Source organism: Sinanaerobacter sp. ZZT-01 (genome assembly GCF_035621135.1).
Lineage (GTDB): Bacteria > Bacillota > Clostridia > Peptostreptococcales > Anaerovoracaceae > IOR16.
Genome location: NZ_CP141728.1, coordinates 2011385 through 2031155 on the forward strand (window position 1 = coordinate 2011385; position 19771 = coordinate 2031155).

Sequence of the window (19771 nt, forward strand, 5' to 3'; positions counted from 1 at the left end):
TTTAATAAAAATGGTAAGAATGCCTATGTTTTTTAACGAGATTTTAACGAAAAAGAAGTAGGCGTTTAAAATAAAAATTGCATTAAACATTGAAAAATAAACGTTTTTTTGAAAATGAACATGGAAAAGGAGTAAAAGAAATGAAGTATTTAATTTTAGTAGCAGATGGTGCGGGTGATGAACCCATTAAAGAATTAGGTGGAAAAACGCCTCTCGAAACAGCGAATATTAAGAACATAAATCAGCTTGCAAAAAAGGGAACGGTTGGGGTCGTTAGTACGGTGCCTGAAGGAATTGCCCCGGGAAGTGATGCGGCAAACTTATCTGTAATGGGTTATGACCCCAGGGTTTATCTGACAGGACGTTCTCCTCTTGAAGCAGCGAGTATCGGAATTGATATGTCGGATACAGATGTTGCGTTTCGATGCAATATTGTAACGTTACAAGGTGAAGGTGCTTATGAAGATTTAACAGTATTGGATCACAGCGCCGGTGATATCACAACGGAAGAAGCGGATGAATTAATCAAAGCAGTTAACGAAAAGTTTGGGAATGAGCTAATTCAGTTTTATACGGGTGTAAGTTATCGCCATTGCATGATTGTAAAAAACGGTGAAACTGATTATGTATTGACTCCACCTCATGATATTCTGACAAAAAAAGTTAGAGAATACATGCCTAAAGGAGAAGGGGCTGATTTCATATATAATATGATGAAAGAAAGCTATGAGTTACTTTCAAAACATCCTGTAAATATTAGACGTGTAGAAAAGGGTTTAAATCCTGCAAACTCTATCTGGATATGGGGTCAGGGCAAAAAACCGCAACTCTCTTCTTTTTATGATAAATATCAGATCAAAGGCGCGACTATTTCTGCAGTGGACTTGATTAAGGGCATTGGTATTTGTGCTGGCTTGAAATCCGTAGATGTAGAAGGTGCAACTGGTACCATTCATACGAATTTTTCGGGAAAGGCGGAAGCTGCAATTCAGCAGTTCAAGGATGGAATGGATTTTATTTACCTGCATGTAGAGGCACCGGACGAGTGTTCGCATCAAGGAGACCTTTCTGGGAAGATAAGTTCTTTGGAATTGATTGACGAGAAAATTGTGGGACCGGTGATCGAATATTTAAGAAGTACAGGAGAGGCTTTCCGGTTTTTAGTTTTACCGGATCATCAGACTCCTATCTCCATTCGGACGCATGCAGGAAAACCGGTTCCTTTCGTTCTGTATGATAGCAGTAAGGAAACCGAGGCAGATGAAAGCAAAGGATTCAATGAAACTGCAGCAGCTGCATCTGGTTTGTTTTTCGGTAATGGCTATGAGCTTACGGACTATTTTTTCGGGTGCTAGTAGGACGACAATAGAGGGGGGCAATCATGAAAAAGTTCTTAGCTGCATTGCTTGCGGTTATTTTCGTATGCAGCATCACAAATTTTACGTATGCGACTGACACGCAGCCGGTAATCGGAGGAGCCAGCGGTATCTTAATTGATGCGACAACAGGGGAAATTCTTTATCAAAAAGATGCAGATGTGCCTAGGTACCCTGCAAGCACAACGAAGATAATAACTGCACTTTTGGCACTGGAAAATTTAGATTTAAATAAAGTAGTCACGGTAGATGCAGAAACACCTTTTACGGAAGGGAGTCGAATGTATTTAGTGGAGGGAGAGCAGCTCACTGTAGAGCAGATTTTGTATGGAATGATGACGGAATCTGCAAATGATGCTGCTGTTGCACTGGCAAAAGAAATTTCTGGGAGCGTAGAAGATTTTGCAAAGCTCATGAACGAAAGAGCAAAAGAGCTTGGTGCAAAAAATACAAACTTTGTGACTCCAAACGGATTGCATGATGATGCACATGTGACAACGGCTTATGATTTGGCGATGATTGCAAAATATGCAATGACCAATGAAAAATTCAGAGATCTGGTAACAACCTATCGTTTTGTTTTACCGCAGACGAATAAACAGGAAACCCGTTATATGTACAATACAAACCGCATGCTTTATGATGAGAAGACTAAGGTTGTTGTAAATGGCGTTTCACGAGGGTGCAAATATGAAGGGATTACCGGGATAAAAACGGGGTATACAAGTCATGCAGGAGGCTGTTTGGTAGCGAGTGCAAAAAGAGGTGACACAGAATTGATTGCTGTAACACTCACTTCAACGGATAAAGGCAGATTTGCAGACTGTATTACACTTTTAGATTATGGATTTGCAAATTACAAAACGGTTCACTCGATGCAAGCCGGTACAGAACTGGGGGAAATTAAGGTGTCTAGAGGAAGCCTTAATCGGGTTAAGGTAACTTTGGCAAAGGATGCCGCGGCAACTTTACCGCTCGAGGCATCTGATTCTATTTTATCTACGAAGCTTGTTTTGGACAAGTCGTTGAAAGCTCCGGTAAAAAAGGGAGATAGGGCTGGTATTCTGCAAGTTTATGAAGGAGACACTCTTTTGCAGGAGTGCGAAGCGGTTGCTGCGGCGAGTGTGAAAAAAGGGGGTCCATTATCCCTTTTGGGAATCAATGATAAAACAGCAAAAGCAATTGGAATAACAAGCTTAATTATCATAGGTTTTCTTATCCTGCTGCTTTGTGCATATATTGCGTTGAAACGAAGACAGGTGCGCATGCGTAAACAGAGAAGACTAGAGAGGCAGAAACGCATACAGAAAGAAGAAATGGAACGAAGAGCTGCATGGGAAGAAAATTACGAGCGACGCTATCAACACCGTGGATAATAAAAGAAAACCCATCGGCACATCGACAGGTAAGATGTGTTGATGGGTTTGCGTTTTTTCAAAATTAGCAATTAATTAGCTTTTGATCTTGACAGTCACATAAGGAAGCTGTTTTGTTGGCGAAATGAAGAATATCTTCAAGATTCAGAGAACTCAACTGCTTGATCGGAATGGATAGTGCAAGAAAGCGGGAAAGTACTGCACCCATGAAAATATCTGCATTGATACGGGTGTCCATTTTGGGTAATTGTTTTATCCCTTGCACATATCCCTCACCGTCTCTTCCCACATAACGGCATCCATTTTCTCCCATATTGATCAGGATAAAATGAGAGCTGTATTGATGCAGCAAATCGATAGGGAAGACTTCGAGAAAATCTAAGTCCTGCTGAGTGATATCTACTAAATCTGCATCCTTAATACCACGCAGAATTTGTTTTTTTGCTTCCGCTTTATCTGTCCATACTCCATCAAGGTAACTTGCTTCAAAGCTGATGACGGCTCCGGATTCACGTGCAATGCGAACTGCTTCAAATACGGCATCTCTGGAAATCGGGTGTGTCAGCGAGAGGCTGCTGAAGTGAAATATTTTTGTGTGTTTCAGCATAGAAACAGGCAATTCTTCTTTTTTATAGTATATGTCAGAGCCCGGCTTTCTAACGAATTCATAAACAGATTGACCGGTTTCGTGTTTATTTATGAAAGCTAAACTTGTAAATACATTAGGGTCTGTGATGATGGAAGTGGTATCAACTGAAAGCTGGCGTAAAGTGTACAGTGCTTTTTTACCGAAACTGTCTGTACCAATCTTGCCAATTAATGCAGTTTGAAGTCCACACTTCGCCGGAATGCGTATTAGATTTGCGGGAGAACCTCCGAGATTGGGAACGTAAGAACCGTTCTCTTGTTGTTGAAAATTGATGACTAGTTCACCAAGCGCAATGATGTCATGTGTTTCCACGTTTTATTCCTCCTCTTTGTATTACCCTATTATTTTAACACTTTTGTGCGAAAATCAAAAGTATTAATACAATGAAGTAAAAATTTGTCATATTATGTATTGGAATAAAAAAATAAAAAGAAAGGGGGTGCACAGATGTTTGATATCAGAGAAAATTTAAAAAGATTACCGGATAAGCCAGGAGTCTATTTGCATAAAGATAAATCTGGAAAGGTAATCTATGTTGGAAAGGCAGTTTCCTTAAAGAATCGTGTACGGCAGTATTTTCAAACACCAAAGAGACAGGACGCCAAGGTACGTGCAATGGTATCTCACATTGAAGAATTTGAGTACATTATTACGGATACGGAAATGGAAGCTTTGATCTTAGAAAATAATCTTATTAAAAAGTATATGCCGCAGTATAATGTACTTTTAAGAGATGATAAAACGTATCCCTATATTAAAGTGACTATGGGTGAGGTCTATCCGCGCATTTTGAAAACAAGAAGAGTTTTGTCAGATGGCTCCAAATATTTTGGGCCGTATACTGATGTAGGGGCAGTCAATCAAATGATTGATTTATTGAACGATGTTTTTATATTGAAACGATGTTCTGCACAAAACTTTGCAAATGGATTTCAACCTTGCTTAAACTACCATATACACCGGTGCAGGGGGATCTGTACGGGAGGTATCAGTTCAGAGGAGTACCGTAAGGAGATACAAAAGGCAATTGATTATTTAAATGGGAAAAATAAAGGCTTGATGGAAGAGTTGGAGAGACGTATGACAGAAGCATCAGCAAACCTTCAATTTGAACAGGCTGCACAATATCGAGATCAAATTGCCGCAGTGAAAGCGGTTTCGGAAAAGCAGAAAGTGGTTCTGAGCACTACCGGAGACTTGGATGTTGTTTTGCTTTCCAGAGGTCAGGTAGGGGTGCATGTGATTGTTTTTTTTGTAAGGCAGGGAAAACACAGCGGCCGAGAGACTTACCATTTACAGGCAATGCCGGAAGAGAGCAATGCAGAGGTGATAACGGCATTTTTAAAGCAGTATTATTCACCGAGTGTAATGGCACCAAAGGAAATTTTGTTAGAAGAGGAGCTGCCTGAGGCTGACTTACTGGAAAAGTGGCTATCGGATCTTCGTGGCAGTAATGTAAAATTAACCATACCGCAAAAAGGTGAAAAAAAGGCATTTTTAGACCTTTCCAAAAGAGATGTCATCGAACTTTCTAAGGGATTGGATGAACGGGCAAGAAATCAACAGGAAAAAGCATCTGCAATTTCTGAAGCATTATCCTCATTTTTTGGCTTTCAAGCGGATAATAGGTGGCGTATTGAGGCCTACGATATATCTAACACAAATGGGATTGATTCGGTTGGAGCAATGGTTGTATTTGAAAACGGAAAGCCGGTGCGCAAGGATTACCGCCGCTTTAAAATACGAACCATTGAAGGACCAAATGATTACGGCAGTTTGCAAGAAGTGTTGTATCGGAGACTAAAACGAGGGTTAAAAGGAGATCCTTCCTTTTCAAAGATGCCGGATCTTTTATTGATGGATGGTGGAAAGAATCAAGTTGCAGTGGTGGAGCAGGTGCTATCAGCGTTAAATCTTTCTATACCAGTGGCAGGAATGGTAAAAGATGACCATCATCGAACAAGAGGTCTGGTTTATCAGCAAGAAGAATTGGAGCTGCGGAGTAATCCTGTTTTGTTTAAATATATTGCTTCGATTCAGGAAGAAGTACATCGTTTTGCCATAGATTACCATAGAGGACTGCGGAGTAAGAAGTTGCGCAAATCAATATTAGATGAAATTGATGGAGTGGGAGAAAAAAGAAAGATGGCATTGCTGTCAGCTTTTGGAAGCATTGATGCAATTCGACAGGCGTCGACTGAAGAATTGAGCAAAATTTCTGGAATGAATCGAAGTGTAGCGGAAAAGATTCATCAACATTTGAATAATTCAATTGTGAAATAAGCATTATAGTGTTATAGTGATATTATACCCAAAATGAAGAAAATGGGAAATCAATAGGAGGATAAATAGATGAGTGAGAAAGAAAAATGCACCCATGACGGCTGTGGTGATGAATGCTGTTGCGGCGGTGAAAATGATGCAGATTTTATCACGCTAGAATTTGATGATGGTGTTGAAGTAGAATGTGAAATTATGGGACTTTTCGACTATGATGGAAAAGAATACATTGCATTGATTCCGGACGATGGCAGTGACGATGTTTATATCTATGGATATAAGGAAACCGGAGAAGACGAGTTTGAATTAGTCGATATTGAAGACGATGCAGAATTTGAAAAGGTAGTTGCAGAGTTTGATAAGTTGACAGCAGAAGAAGTTTAATAAAATTAAAAAGCAAATAAAAACCTGTAAGAAAGAGTTTGTCTTTCTTACAGGTTTTTTTATGCCAATATTTAAGTACTTAATAAGAATCGTCTTTTTATACCTTAAAAAATCAATCATCATTTCTATGACGAAAAAACATAACAGCAAAGCAGAGAAACATGAAAGCTGCGATAAGAGTACCTCTCTCAAATTGAGAAAATCCATTTCGAAAACTGATTGCTGTGCAAGAAAGAGCAGCCACCAGCATAAAGATAGCAACGTAAAGATTTTTTTTGTTCATAATTTAAGGCTCCTTATTAACTTATTAAAATGATACGACTGCATGGTTACCTTCTTTTCTCAAAGGAAGGTATCGGCTTAAAAGTATAACGGATAAATTTTATTATAACATTTTTCAGAATAAAGGTTTAATTTTTTTTTATATCAAAAGTAGTTATCTTTATGACCTACTGTTTAGCTGCCTTTTTCAAAGGAGGCTAAGTTTTCGCAAAATAAGAGAGGTGAAAAATGATGGAGGATTTGGTACAGAATATCCATATGTTTGCATTGTGGATGAATCGGTACCTATGGGGAGTTCCAATGCTTATTTTACTGTTTGGGACACATATTTACATGACATTTCGCACGGGAGTGATTCAGCAGAAAATTTTTCAAAGCATTCGATTATCGGTTACAAAAGATACTTGTGCAAAGGGAGATGTCAGCCAATTCGGAGCTTTAGCAACGGCATTGGCTTCTACAATCGGGACAGGAAATATTGTAGGAGTCGGAACGGCAATTGCACTTGGGGGACCGGGGGCAGTTTTTTGGACTTGGCTTACGGGTTGTTTTGGGATCGCGACAAAATATAGTGAAGCACTCATTGCCATTAAATATCGGGTACAGACAAAAGACGGATCGATGCTTGGTGGTGCGATGTATGCCTTGGAACGGGGACTGCAAATGAAATGGCTTGCCGTTTTATTTGCATTTTTTACTGCACTTGCCGGATTTGGTATCGGATCCAGTGTGCAGGCAAATGCAGTTTCTGTTGTTATGAAAGAGAATTTTAATATACCCGAACAGATCAGCGGAGTTTTTCTTGCCGCTTTGGTAGCAGTTGTCATTCTGGGAGGAGTACAGTCCATTACAAAAGTTTGTGAAAAATTGGTCCCGTTTATGGCACTTTTTTATACATTGGGATGTATCTTTATTTTAATCATAAATAAAGAATATCTGATGCAGAGTATTGAAACGATTCTGCTTGGAGCTTTTTCAAAACGTGCAGCAGGAGGAGGCTTTGTCGGCTCTACCATATTGATCGCCTGTCGCTATGGTGTCGCAAGAGGGCTTTTTTCTAATGAATCGGGCATGGGATCTGCACCAATTGTAGCTGCTGCAGCACAGACAAGAAATCCAGTACGTCAAGCTATGATCTCCTCCACGGCAACTTTTTGGGATACGGGAATTGTTTGCGGAATAACCGGCCTGGTTTTAGTCAGCACGATTATAGCAAATCCTCAAATTAATGCAGTAGTAGGAAATGGTGGTCAGCTTACGTCTTTAGCATTTGAAAAAATTCCTTATATTGGATCGGCGATTTTAGCTTTTGGAATGCTGGCTTTTGCATTTTCAACCATTTTGGGTTGGTCCTATTACGGAGAAAAAGCAGCACAATACCTATTTGGGAAAAAAATCATTTTTCCTTATCGCATTGCATGGATCGCAATGGTTTTTATAGGGGCAATTTCAAATTTGGACGTAATATGGAGCCTTTCTGATATGATGAATGCACTGATGGCGATTCCAAACCTAATTGCAATTTTACTGCTGAGTCATGTGATTGCAAAAGAAACACAATACTATGTTTATGAAGATCATCTGGATGAGATAGACCAGACTCCGATTCCTATTATCAATCGTTAATACTCATTTTACAAATTCATATGAAGAATCTTCACAGAAAGGTTTTATACTGTTCTTTTTAGGGTAAAATATATTCTGGATTCCTATGAAAAACTATACGAAGAAGGGAATTCATGGTATACTAAGCTGTTAATAAATTTGCAAAACAGATGCAGGTTTATAAATATTTGAGATTCATTTAAAATGAATCATATTAGGTTTTAAATATAGAAGTAACGGAGGAATGTGATGAAAGTATATGACGTTGTTATCGTTGGCGGCGGACCTGCAGGACTTTCTGCTGCACTTTATGCGGGAAGAGCAACGCTTTCTACCTTGCTGATTGAAAAGGAACAAGTTGGCGGACAGATTATAATGACATCGAGAATTGAAAATTATCCGGGTTGTGTTGAGGAAGAATCCGGCGCAACTTTGATTGACCGCATGAAGAAACAGGCTGCAAATTTTGGTGTTGAAACAATTTCGGATGAGATAACAGAAGTTGATTTTTCAAGAGAAATCAAGGTTTTAAAAGGCCAAAACGAGACCTATCGTGCAAAGGCGATCATCATTGCATCCGGGGCGACTTCCAAACGGCTAGGTTGTGAAGGAGAAGAAATGTTCATTGGTCGCGGTGTTTCTTATTGTGCGACTTGCGATGCTTCTTTTTTCCGAGGACTGGATGTATTTGTAGTCGGTGGTGGAGACACAGCAGTGGAAGAAGCTCTTTTTCTTACAAAATTTGCAAGGAAAGTAACGATTATTCATCGCCGAGACCAACTGCGTGCTGCTAAATCCATACAGGAGAAAGCAAGGAAAAATCCTAAAATTTCTTTTATATGGAATTCGGCAATTGAATCTCTTTCCGGAGACGGTATTTTAGAAAAAGTGGTTATTAAAAATTTAAAAACAGGGGAAAAGACTGAATATGTGGCCAGTCCTGAGGATATGACCTTCGGTGTTTTCATTTTTGTAGGATATGAGCCAAATGCTGATTTATTTAAGAATGAATTGGATTTAGATAAGGGTTATATTAAAACGGATGAGTTAATGCAGACTTCCGTTGATGGTGTATATGCTGCGGGAGATGTTCGGGTGAAGAGCTTGCGTCAGGTTGTTACAGCAGTTGCTGATGGAGCAGTCAGTGCGGTACAGGCGGAAAAATATATAAATTCTTTGGAATAAAAGAATGCGGAGGAAAGAATGAAAAAGTACGATGTAATTATTGTTGGAGCAGGTGCCAGCGGAGTATTTATGTCTTATGAAATGACGAAAAGAGATAATAAGGCAAAGGTTCTTATGATTGATAAAGGGGCAAACTTAGAAAAGAGAGTATGTCCAATCAAATTAGGGAAGGTAAGCAATTGCATTAAATGCAGTCCCTGCCATATTATGAACGGTTATGGTGGAGCTGGTACGCTTTCGGATGGAAAGTATAACATTACAAATCAATTTGGAGGCGATTTGCACCGCTATGTAGGTGCAGAGGAAGCTTTACAGCTGATGGAATATGTGGATGAAGTACTTTGTGAGATGGGTGGAGCCGATGCGAAGCTTTACTCAACCGGAAGCACGGATTTAAAGACAACTGCACTGCGCAGCAATTTACATTTGTTAGATGCTAAAGTGAGACATTTGGGAACTGATCGGAATGTGCGCATTTTAGGAAAGATTTTTGATTATACAAAAGATCGCATTGATACGATGTTTTATACTACAATATCAAAGGTGGAAAAGCTGGGAGAAGGTTTTTCCGTCACGACGGATAAAGGAGAGCAATTTCAGTGTAATGAATTGGTTCTTGCCACAGGACGTTCCGGTTCAAAATGGATTTCAGATGTCTGCAATCAAATGGACATTGAATTGGAATCCAATCGTGTGGACATCGGTGTGCGGGTAGAGCTTCCGGCTGAAGTATTTAAGCATATTACAGATGAAGTTTACGAAAGCAAAATTGTTTATAAGACCGATAAGTATAATGATATGGTGCGTACTTTCTGCATGAATCCTTATGGAGAAGTTGTTTCAGAAAATACGAACGGCATTGTAACCGTAAATGGTCATAGCTATTCTGATCCTGCATTGCGGACAGAAAATACTAATTTTGCATTACTTGTCTCAAATAAATTTACGGAGCCATTTAAAAACAGCAATGAATATGGTGAGTCGATTGCAAAGCTTTCGAACATGCTTGGCGGTGGTGTCTTATTACAGCGTTTTGGTGACTTAGTAAAAGGAAGAAGAAGCAGTGCGCGAAGGATGGAAAAATGTTTTACAAACCCGACATTAAAAGCGACACCGGGAGATTTGAGTTTGGTAATTCCGAAGAGACAGCTGGATGCCATCATTGAAATGATTTACGCATTGGATAAGATTGCACCCGGTACAGCAAATGAGGATACCTTGCTTTATGGTGTAGAAGTTAAATTTTATAATTCCAAGGTTCAAGTGGATGGAAATCTTGAGACGAAAGTAAAAGGCTTATATGCTTTGGGAGATGGCTCAGGTGTAACACATTCTCTGTCCCAGGCATCGGCCAGCGGCGTATGGGTAGCACGTAGGCTGCTTGAACGATATCAGTAATAATATTGACAGGTAAAAAGCTTACAAGAAACGTAAGAAATATATGAAGTTTTGGAAGCACTTAAGGCGACAAAAGGTATGAAGCAGAAGATTTTTGCATTTATAAAAAATGAAATGGTATTATTTGTAGCAGCCGCATTTGCGGCTGCTTCTATGTGTATTGTGCCACCGACAGGAAGTTATTTGGATTATTTTGATTTTTCAGTATTAGCTTTGCTGTTTTGTCTGATGGCAGTTGTTAATGGATTACAGGATAAGGGTGTCTTGTTTCAATTTGCATATGCATTGCTTTCCCGGATAGACAATCTGCGCCGTTTAAGCGAAGTGCTGGTTTTTCTTTGCTTCTTTTCGTCCATGTTTGTAACAAATGACGTTGCACTCCTGACTTTTGTACCTTTTTCTGCTCTGATTCTTACCTATACAAAACAGGAAAAGTATTTAATTTACGTTTTAGTTTTACAGACTATTGCCGCAAATTTGGGGAGCATGCTGACACCAATGGGAAATCCGCAGAATCTCTATTTGTATCAACATTTTCAGTTAAAGGCATTTGATTTTGTGGCGATAACCTTTCCAATTACAGCGTTCTCGTCATTTCTTTTACTGTTAGCTTGCCAGTTTGTGAAGAAAGAGAAGGTGCAAGTCACATTTTCAGAGAAGGTAGTTTTGAAAAAACCTAAAATCGTAGCAGGTTATGCCGTTTTATTTTTTTTGTGTCTTCTTGCGGTTGTTCATCTTCTTCATTATGTAATTGTACTGGCTGTGGTTTGTATCTTTATCTATTTTTTAGACAAAAAAAATTTTCAGAGCGTAGATTATTCCCTACTGCTTACTTTTATATGCTTCTTCATTTTTGTAGGAAATCTTGGAAAGATGGATTCCTTTTGTTCAATTATGAGCCGTTTTTTGGTGGGAAGGGAAAAAGAGGCTGCTGTTCTCCTGAGCCAGTTGATTAGCAACGTTCCGGCGGCTGTGCTGCTTTCCGGATTTACATACGACGCTCGTGCCCTTGTTGTCGGAACGAACATCGGCGGATTGGGAACATTGGTTGCTTCACTGGCAAGTTTGATTTCATTTAAGCTGTATACGAAAATAGAGAATGCAAATCCGTTACGTTATATTGTTACATTTACTGGTGTGAATGCTTTTTTCTTAATTATACTAATGACAGTTTTTTAATTATTTACTTGATTTTCCTTGTTTTTCATGCTAATATATTCTTCGTAACATATGCAGGCATGGCGGAATTGGCAGACGCGCACGGTTCAGGTCCGTGTGAGGGTTTCTTCATGGAGGTTCGAGTCCTCTTGCCTGCACCAAAAGACCTATCTTCCAGCAAGGGGAATTTAGGTCTTTTTTTATGCTTTAAACTCTATGATGTAACAAGTACAGATTATTTATATAATCTCAGCAACAGTGTTGACATAAAGAAAAATATAAACGATAATAAAACTATTATCCAACATTGGATAGGAGGGATTATATGGTTCAATTGCTAATACTTTATTATCTAAGTCTAAAATCAACACATGGATACGAAATTCAGAAATTTATTCAATTAAGCGAGATGGATAAATGGAACAATATACAATCAGGCTCTATCTATTATGCCATGAGTAAATTAGAAAAAAACGAATATATTAAGTTAATTGACACGTTGGGTACCGGTGAGAAGTCCAAACGTATTTTTGCCATCACTGAAAAAGGACGTTCCCATCTAAAAGAAATGGCAATGAGTGAAATGCAAAAATCATTGTGGAGCATTTGTTCTGAAAAGTTCTTAGTATACCCTATGGTTGCCAATCTAACAAAGGAAGAATTGTCATTCACCATCAGCACGCATATTGAGGACTTGAAACGTAAGGAGCATGATATTGAAAAATGGACGAAGGAAAAGGAGAATACAGCCTCCTCTGTTGAAAGAGCGACATTACAACTGATGAAAAATACAGTTTGCAGTCAGATTGCTTGGCATGATGTTCTACTTGAAAATATTGATGAGACAATCAAAAGCGCAGCAAATATTTCTCAACTCATAAAATCCTTAGACTTCTCCAAATCTGCCATAGAAGTTCAGTTACAAATGCCATAAAAAATCCCGCATCACTTTACAGATGCGGGATAAAAAATAATCCATATATCCAACGTTGGATATATGGCAATATTAAGGAGATATGAATATGAAAGTTGTTATTGTAATGGGCAGCCCCCGAAAAAAGGATAGCTTTAATGTATGCAAAGAGATTGAAAATAACCTAAAACTGCACAATCAAGATGTTGAGTTCGACTACATATTTCTTGGGGAGCACCACATCGAAGATTGCAAAGGCTGTATGCTTTGCTTTCAAAAAAGCGAAAATAGCTGTCCCTGTCGAGATGATTTGAACGACTTGAAAAAGCGTTTGTTCAGTGCTGACGGATTGATTGCCACAAGTCCTGTCTATGCATATCAAGTCACAGCGCAGTTAAAGCGTTTCATCGACAGAATGTCCTATTTATTTCACAGACAAGAACTGGTGGGCAAGCCTGCCTTGATTGCGGTAACGACAGATGGCGGAGGCAGTAAACAGGTTTATAAATTTCTGAAGATGACATTATCGGGCTGGGGTATGGACATCGTGGGAGATGTGCAGATTATTTCCCCCACATATTTTAAGGACCGCCTGCCCAAGAGTGCCTTTGGATATGATGAGTATTATCATGAGCAGAACAGTAAAAAAATTAAAAAGATATCAAAGCACTTTTACAATCGCCTTTCGGCAACACAAAAACGGCAGCCTGCATTTTATGATGTTTTTATGTTTAACTGTTTGCGTAGCAAAACCTATACATCCAAAGTGGATCGTGCCTATTGGGAAGAAAAAGGCTGGTTGAATGCGGACTATTTTTACCAGATTAAAATGAACCCTGTCAAAAGAATATTCGGACGCGCAATGAAAGGCTTTATACATTTGGTAGGTGCGAGATATTTAGAGAAATGATACTGTATGCACGGAGTATGAGCATAATATCCCGTAATAGTTCAAATCCCCTATAAAAATAGGCTCGCATCTACAATTCCTGTATTACCAGAAGATTATATGAGCGAGTTTACGACTGATATATTTTCAGTAATAACCGAATTGGCAAAAAACAAGAAGGATGGTCTAAAGGAGTTAGTTAATTATTTTATTCAAAACGGGCTTATTTCAAATTACGAAAAAGATATTCTCAAAATACTTAATGAATTTATAAATAAGTTTCAATTTTTAATTGTGGCAATGGGTGCCCCATTATACTCGAAACAAATTTATCCTTTAGTGATAGCACTAAACAACTTGTTCCATAGGGGTAATCTTAATAGCTTTTTGGCACATTTATGGTACAATCCTGTCATACATATTATTTATATACTATATGGGGGATGTATGAAAACAATTAAAGTTGAAAATAGAAATCAAGCACTAATAGAACAGCTTGAAAAAGTCTGGAAAGCTTCTGTAAAAGAAACACATCTATTTTTATCAAATGAAGAAATAAACAATATCCAAAAATACATTCCGCAGGCATTAATGGCGATTCCTAATTTAATTGTTGCAGAGAACGAAAATGGCGAGCCAATTGCATTTATGGGGATAGATAAACAGAAACTTGAGATGTTATTTATTGCTCCCACAGAACGTGGACGCGGTTTAGGGAAAAAATTACTTGAATATGGCATCAAAGAATACAGAGTTAATGAATTAGGGGTTAATGAACAAAATCCTCAAGCAAAAGGTTTTTATGAACATATGGGATTTAGGGTTTATAAAAGAACCGAAACAGATGAACAAGGTATGCCATATCCTATTTTATACATGAGATTATGAGCATAACCCGTGGTGAAAGTTCAAATAAACCTGTCATAAATGACGTAAATGCTATGACAGTTCAATTGACCCGCACAGCCAGAAGATTAGGTCAAAATAGATACAGAGCTGAAAAGCCAGTGTTTATGCGGCCTGACGAGGGTTTTGAATGAAAAATTCAAGACCCTCGTTTTTCATAGATGCACCCTGCTTTTTAACAAGAAAGCGGGGTGTTTCTCGTTTTAGGCCGGAATCAGTCCGGCAGACAATTTAATAAAGCCAATACCCTACGGGGCAATTTTGAAGCGGCTGTGTTCTTCGTAACTGAAAACCACAGCCGCTTTTTTTGCGCCCAAAATCAAAATGAAAGGACAGATGCACCATGAAAAATGAACTTACGACCGGACGATGCCTTTTTTTATTGCGATCCGCCCTATTACATGACCGAGGGTCACTATGCGGTGGAGTTTCTTAAAACTGACCACCAGCGGCTCCGGGATGCGCTGGCAGGATGCAGGGGCAAGTAGATGGTCGGCTACAACGACTGTGAATTTATTCGGGAGCTGTATCGGGATTATACCATCACCCCGGTTACCCGCCTGAGCAATCTGGCGCAGCGGTATGAGGGCGGCTGCCTCCTATATCATTTTACAGTTCAGGTGAAAAAAAAGAACGTTTTATATATTTGCTTTATTTACGAAATGTAGGTTCGTATCCAGAAGTTAAGCAATATAAAAAATATTTCTTTCACCCCTTGACTCTGACACGGTGTCAGGGGGTAAGGTCGATTTTGAGGAGGGATAAAAATGGATTTTTCGTGTTATGTAAAACAGAGTATTATTACAAATCCACGCAAATATAAGAGCTGGTATGAACCATTGCCGCCATCCCCGACAGACTTATTGCGAATGGCGCAGGGGTTGGTTATTCATGGAGATCAGGGCAAACTTTACGGTGTGACCTTTAGTAAACGCCAATTGGAGGAAGAGTTGCTTCGAACCGTACCACAGATGCTGGAAAAGCTATCCCAGATAGACCAAAGAGCGCTTGCTGCTTCAAGGTCACCACAATTGCGCTTGATCGGTATGTGCAGGGATTATGCATTGCTTTTGGTATCCTTTTTGCGCTACAAAGGGATTCCCGCCCGTCTTCGGGTAGGCTTTGCAAGTTACTTTAAAAGCGAACTTATGTATGAGGATCATTGGTTGATCGAATATTACAGCTTGGAGGAACAGCGGTGGGTACGCATGGATGCCCAGTTGGATGAAATTCAGAAAGCACATTATGGAATTACATTCAATACAGAAGATATGCCATCCGATGCAGGCTATCTGCTCGGAGGTCAGGCATGGATACTTTGCAGGTCTGGTGAACAACATCCAGAGGACTTTGGTTATAACAAGAATTGGAAAGGCTGGCATTCCGTCAAAGGGAATCTGCTGCATGACTTTAACAGTCTGCTGGGGCTGGAGCTTCTTCCGTGGGATTTGTGGACAGAGCTTAGCACAAAAAAATATAGCGATTTAAACAGATACGAAAAAGACCTGCTGGATGAGATGGCAGAACTTACTGTAAATCCAAATGCTTCAGAAAAAGAGCTTCAAGACATCGTGAGCCGTCTTCCGTCAGACTATATGGAAGCGATTCAATCCAAGCTCAAGCTGCTCGGTGTGCAGGAGCAAGCTGAGGTTGCAGACCCGGATATGTTGGAACCGAAGTTTTCTGTACAGCCAATACTCAGAAACTGCAATGCTACGTTACATTTAAAGCAGCCAAATGACGTATTGCTGCTAAAAGGATGCCGACAGAACAATTTAAAAAATATTGATGTATCTATTCCAAAAAATAAGTTGACGGTCATCACAGGTGTGAGCGGAAGCGGTAAATCATCCTTAGCTTTCGATACGATTTATGCGGAGGGAAAGCGCCGGTATCTTGATAATATGTCGGGCGCCGCTAAGATGCAGGAATTAATGGAAAAGCCAGATTTTGATACGATACAAGGGCTTACTCCTACCATTGCCATTGAACAGAAAAAAGGAAGTCAGAATCCTCGTTCCACCGTGGGAACCCTGACAGGTATAATGGATCAGCTGCGAATGCTTTATGTCTCAATCGGAACGCCCTATTGTCCTTATTGCGGTATTCCTGTCAAGAAAGACAGCAAAAACAAAAACCGTTGTCCGGTGTGCGGGAGTCTTTTTCAAGCGCTTACCGTCTCCACTTTCAATGCCAATACCCATACGGGAGCGTGTCATGCCTGCAATGGTCTTGGCCTTCTATATGAGGTCAATCCTAATTCTATTGTGGTAAATGAAAATCTTTCTGTACTGGATGGGGCGACTTCCTACTTTGGAAAGCTGCGGGGGAAAAAGCCCACCGGAAACTGGATGGTTGGCGAACTTTATGCGATAGCAGCTGATATGGAAATTGAATTGGATACTCCTTGGAAAGAGCTGCCGGAGAATTTTAAAAATGCGGTACTCTATGGAACCGGAGATAAGATTTACAGCTTCAAGTACAATTCCGGAGGCAGAGATACTGAAATCAATCGTCCTGCCGCAGGAGCGGCTGCCCATATACAAAGGCTGTTTCGTGAATCCAAATCGGAGGATAATCCGTGGAAGCAATATATGCGTGAGTTTCCATGCCCTACCTGTCACGGAGAATTACTATGCCCGGAAGCCCGATATACAACAATCATGGGGTATCGTCTGCCAGAGGTTACCCAAATGCCCATTGATCGCCTGCAAGACTGGATATTCAGTTTACAGGGCTTGCTCTCTGAAAATCAAAAAAATAAGGCAGGGGAAGTATTGGAAGAAATCCAAACACGAATCGCCAATCTGCTGCAAGTTGGACTGCCATATCTAACCTTATGCCGAACAGCGCCCACGCTTTCGGGCGGTGAGCTTCAGCGTGTACGTCTGTCCAGTCAGCTCGGCAGCGAATTGATCGGACTGACCTATATTCTGGACGAACCCTCTATCGGACTGCATCCAAGAGATCATCATCTGATGATTGATACGATCCGGAATTTAAGGGATAAAGGAAATACCGTGATTGTCGTAGAGCATGACCGGGACACCATGCTCAGTGCGGATTATCTTATCGACATTGGACCCGGAGCGGGCGTTCACGGTGGGGAGGTTGTAACAGCTGGAACCGTAGATGAAGTAGAAGAAAATTCTCTTTCCGCTACCGGTCGTTATCTGAAAGGTGAGAATGCGTGTAACTCATCGAATCTTAAAATACCTCACGAATGGTTGATCTTAAAAGGCTGTACGAGCAACAATCTAAAAAATGTGGATGTCCGTTTCCCGATTCATGTTATGTGCTGTATTACCGGTGTAAGCGGCTCCGGGAAAAGCTCGTTGATTTTTGGAACACTGATTCCGGCACTGGAGGAAGCGATTCAGCACAAAAGAAATAGCAGTAAAAATTACCGGTCGTTTGAGGGCTATGAAACAATAAATGGCTTTGTACAGATGGATCAAAGCCCCATCGGAAAATCCTCACGCTCTACGCCTGCAACCTATATAGGGGTTTTTGATGCAATTCGTGCGCTGTATGCAAAGCAACCCAAGGCTCTCGAATGTGGAATATCAGAAAGTCATTTCAGCTTTAATTCCAAGGAGGGTCAGTGCCCTGTATGTGAGGGACAGGGGCGGATTAAGATAGCTTTTCAGTATATGGCGGATCATTATGTGACCTGTGCGGAATGCAAAGGCAGCCGATATCAGGAATTTGTACTTGAGGTGCTTTACAAAGGCAAAAGCATTGCAGAGGTTCTGCACATGGACCTATCAGAAGCAGTATCCTTTTTTGCTGATGTGCCGGATATCCTACCAAAGCTACAGCTAATGGAGGAAGCGCAAAGACTGAAATTAGCGAAAGAGCTGGGAGGAAAACAGAAAAAGCATATGGTCTACATTCTGGATGAACCGACTACCGGGCTGCATTTTCAGGACATTGAAAAGCTTCTGCTGATTTTCAGAAAGCTGGTAGATGCGGGTCACACCCTGTATATCATTGAACACAACACAGACATTATCCGTGCGTCTGACTGGGTTGTTGATATTGGCCCCGAGGGAGGAACCGGCGGCGGAAAAATTGTTGCAACAGGAAACCCGGAGGAAATCAAAAAAAATTCTGCCAGCATTACCGGCAGATATCTGTAAGGAGGATGCCGATGAAACCATTAAAAAGAAACACATGGCAGTATAAGCTGACAGCGTACATGGTTAGTCAGGGAATATCTTTGCTAGGGTCGTCCATCGTATCGCTGGCAATTATTTGGTATGTCACATTAGGAACAGGCTCCGGCAGCATGATTGCCGGAGTTACGGTTACAACCTTTTTGCCGCAGGCGCTCATCATGCTGTATGGCGGCGTTTTAGCTGACCGCTATTCACCGAAACGGATTGTAATGATCAGCGATTCCTTAATAGCGCTGTCAACTTTCGTTCTGGTCATTTTATTTGTCACTGGTACGGACAGTATCGGCTGGGTATTTTTCTTCAATGCACTGCGCTCCCTTGGCACAGGAATACAGCTCCCGGCTTCCAAAAGCATTCTTCCGCAGATTGTGCCTGACGAGCAATTAATGAAAGCAAACAGCATTTATACCGGCATATGGAGTACCATTCAGCTGATTTCTCCCGGCCTTGGCGGTCTCGTTATGAGCTTACTGTCCATTCAGTATGTTTTTCTGATTGACATAGGAACAGCAATCACCGGCGTTTTACTTCTTGCTACCGTAACTATTCCTGTACGAGAGAGGACACAGGGTGCTGAAAACACAAAAGAGGGCTTATTACAAGGATTTCGCTACATTATGAATTCCAAAGCACTTCGTAACAGCCTTCTGTTGTATACCATATTTTCCTTTCTTGTAGTCCCGGCATCTCAACTTACACCGTTGTTGGCATCAAAGAATATAGGTGATGAGGTTTGGATATTAAGTGTAATCGAAACGGCATTTTCCATTGGTGCCTTGGCAGTTAGTTTGTTTATGGCGTATAAAGAACTTCATATTCCTCATTTTAAATTAATTGGTTTATCGGCTGTTATTTTTGGAGCAACCATGATTTTGCTACTCCCAGCTCATGGGATTGTGATATTTGCGGTATTCATGATGATTATGGGCGTAGGAAGCCCACTATACTATACACCGCTGATTACTCACATACAGGAAAACACGGAGGAGAACTATATGGGACGTACATTTTCTTATGTAGATTTGTTTTCCTCACTGGCTACCCCGCTTGGTATGTTGGTGTTTGGCCCTTTAGCCAATGTCAATATTCTACTGCCCTTTGCCATTCCGGGTACCAGTTTGATTTTGCTGGGATGTTGGGTTAGAAAAAGACTTCAATAAAATAGAGCTTACTCGAAAGAGCAGCTCAT

General features: G+C 40.4%; 15 protein-coding genes, 1 tRNA gene and 1 pseudogene. 15 read left to right on the forward strand and 2 right to left on the reverse strand.

Annotation, left to right across the window (positions count from 1 at the left end; all coding sequences use genetic code 11):
* The first annotated feature begins 140 nt into the window (after positions 1 to 140).
* Together U5921_RS09650 and U5921_RS09655 are read left to right on the forward strand one after the other, a co-directional pair.
* The gene (locus U5921_RS09650) at positions 141 to 1355 is read left to right on the forward strand and encodes a cofactor-independent phosphoglycerate mutase (protein ID WP_324822817.1); all 1215 of its coding nucleotides are present in this window, start codon (positions 141 to 143) and stop codon (positions 1353 to 1355) included.
* A 26-nt stretch (positions 1356 to 1381) separates the two neighbouring features.
* On the forward strand, positions 1382 to 2752 hold the full coding sequence (locus U5921_RS09655; protein WP_324822819.1) for a D-alanyl-D-alanine carboxypeptidase: 1371 nt from the start codon (positions 1382 to 1384) through the stop codon (positions 2750 to 2752).
* Between the two features lie 64 nt (positions 2753 to 2816).
* On the opposite strand, the gene U5921_RS09660 is transcribed toward U5921_RS09655, so the two are convergent.
* On the reverse strand, positions 2817 to 3713 hold the full coding sequence (locus U5921_RS09660; RefSeq protein ID WP_324822821.1) for a carbohydrate kinase: 897 nt from the start codon (positions 3711 to 3713) through the stop codon (positions 2817 to 2819).
* A 135-nt stretch (positions 3714 to 3848) separates the two neighbouring features.
* Between U5921_RS09660 and uvrC the strand changes: the two genes are divergently transcribed.
* Entirely contained in the window at positions 3849 to 5684 is a 1836-nt protein-coding gene (gene uvrC, locus U5921_RS09665) for an excinuclease ABC subunit UvrC (protein ID WP_324822823.1), read from the forward strand.
* Between the two features lie 69 nt (positions 5685 to 5753).
* Positions 5754 to 6065: a DUF1292 domain-containing protein gene (locus U5921_RS09670; RefSeq protein ID WP_324822825.1), complete on the forward strand. Its 312-nt coding sequence runs from the start codon at positions 5754 to 5756 to the stop codon at positions 6063 to 6065.
* 112 nt (positions 6066 to 6177) lie between these two features.
* Here the strand turns inward: U5921_RS09670 and U5921_RS09675 are convergent, their stop codons facing one another.
* Positions 6178 to 6348 (reverse strand): hypothetical protein, encoded by a 171-nt coding sequence (locus tag U5921_RS09675; protein WP_324822827.1) that lies wholly within the window; start codon positions 6346 to 6348, stop codon positions 6178 to 6180.
* A 227-nt stretch (positions 6349 to 6575) separates the two neighbouring features.
* Here U5921_RS09675 and U5921_RS09680 point away from each other — a divergent pair, with 227 nt between their 5' ends.
* The 11 genes and pseudogenes from U5921_RS09680 (at position 6576) to U5921_RS09730 (ending at position 19742) form a co-directional block, all read left to right on the forward strand.
* Complete coding sequence (locus U5921_RS09680; protein WP_324822829.1) at positions 6576 to 7973, forward strand: alanine/glycine:cation symporter family protein; 1398 nt, start codon at positions 6576 to 6578, stop codon at positions 7971 to 7973.
* A 228-nt stretch (positions 7974 to 8201) separates the two neighbouring features.
* Complete coding sequence (gene trxB / locus U5921_RS09685; RefSeq protein ID WP_417765001.1) at positions 8202 to 9137, forward strand: thioredoxin-disulfide reductase; 936 nt, start codon at positions 8202 to 8204, stop codon at positions 9135 to 9137.
* Positions 9138 to 9155: 18 nt separating this feature from the next.
* Positions 9156 to 10535 (forward strand): NAD(P)/FAD-dependent oxidoreductase, encoded by a 1380-nt coding sequence (locus U5921_RS09690; protein WP_324822832.1) that lies wholly within the window; start codon positions 9156 to 9158, stop codon positions 10533 to 10535.
* Positions 10536 to 10613: 78 nt separating this feature from the next.
* A complete protein-coding gene (locus tag U5921_RS09695; RefSeq protein ID WP_324822834.1) occupies positions 10614 to 11714 on the forward strand; it encodes an SLC13 family permease in 1101 nt (366 codons plus the stop codon).
* 53 nt (positions 11715 to 11767) lie between these two features.
* Positions 11768 to 11854 (forward strand) — tRNA-Leu (locus U5921_RS09700).
* A 164-nt stretch (positions 11855 to 12018) separates the two neighbouring features.
* On the forward strand, positions 12019 to 12627 hold the full coding sequence (locus U5921_RS09705; RefSeq protein ID WP_324822836.1) for a PadR family transcriptional regulator: 609 nt from the start codon (positions 12019 to 12021) through the stop codon (positions 12625 to 12627).
* An 88-nt stretch (positions 12628 to 12715) separates the two neighbouring features.
* Positions 12716 to 13516 carry an NAD(P)H-dependent oxidoreductase gene (locus tag U5921_RS09710; protein WP_324822838.1) on the forward strand — a complete coding sequence of 267 codons (801 nt, stop codon included), beginning with the start codon at positions 12716 to 12718 and terminating at the stop codon, positions 13514 to 13516.
* 99 nt (positions 13517 to 13615) lie between these two features.
* Positions 13616 to 14383, forward strand: coding sequence for a GNAT family N-acetyltransferase (locus U5921_RS16215; protein ID WP_417765002.1), 768 nt, complete (start codon positions 13616 to 13618; stop codon positions 14381 to 14383).
* A 383-nt stretch (positions 14384 to 14766) separates the two neighbouring features.
* Positions 14767 to 14997: pseudogene (locus tag U5921_RS09720) on the forward strand (DNA adenine methylase); the annotation flags it as partial.
* A 171-nt stretch (positions 14998 to 15168) separates the two neighbouring features.
* Positions 15169 to 18543, forward strand: a complete 3375-nt coding sequence (gene uvrA / locus U5921_RS09725; protein ID WP_324822840.1) for an excinuclease ABC subunit UvrA — start codon at positions 15169 to 15171, stop codon at positions 18541 to 18543.
* A gap of 11 nt (positions 18544 to 18554) precedes the next feature.
* Entirely contained in the window at positions 18555 to 19742 is a 1188-nt protein-coding gene (locus tag U5921_RS09730; protein ID WP_324822842.1) for an MFS transporter, read from the forward strand.
* The last annotated feature ends 29 nt before the right edge of the window (positions 19743 to 19771 follow it).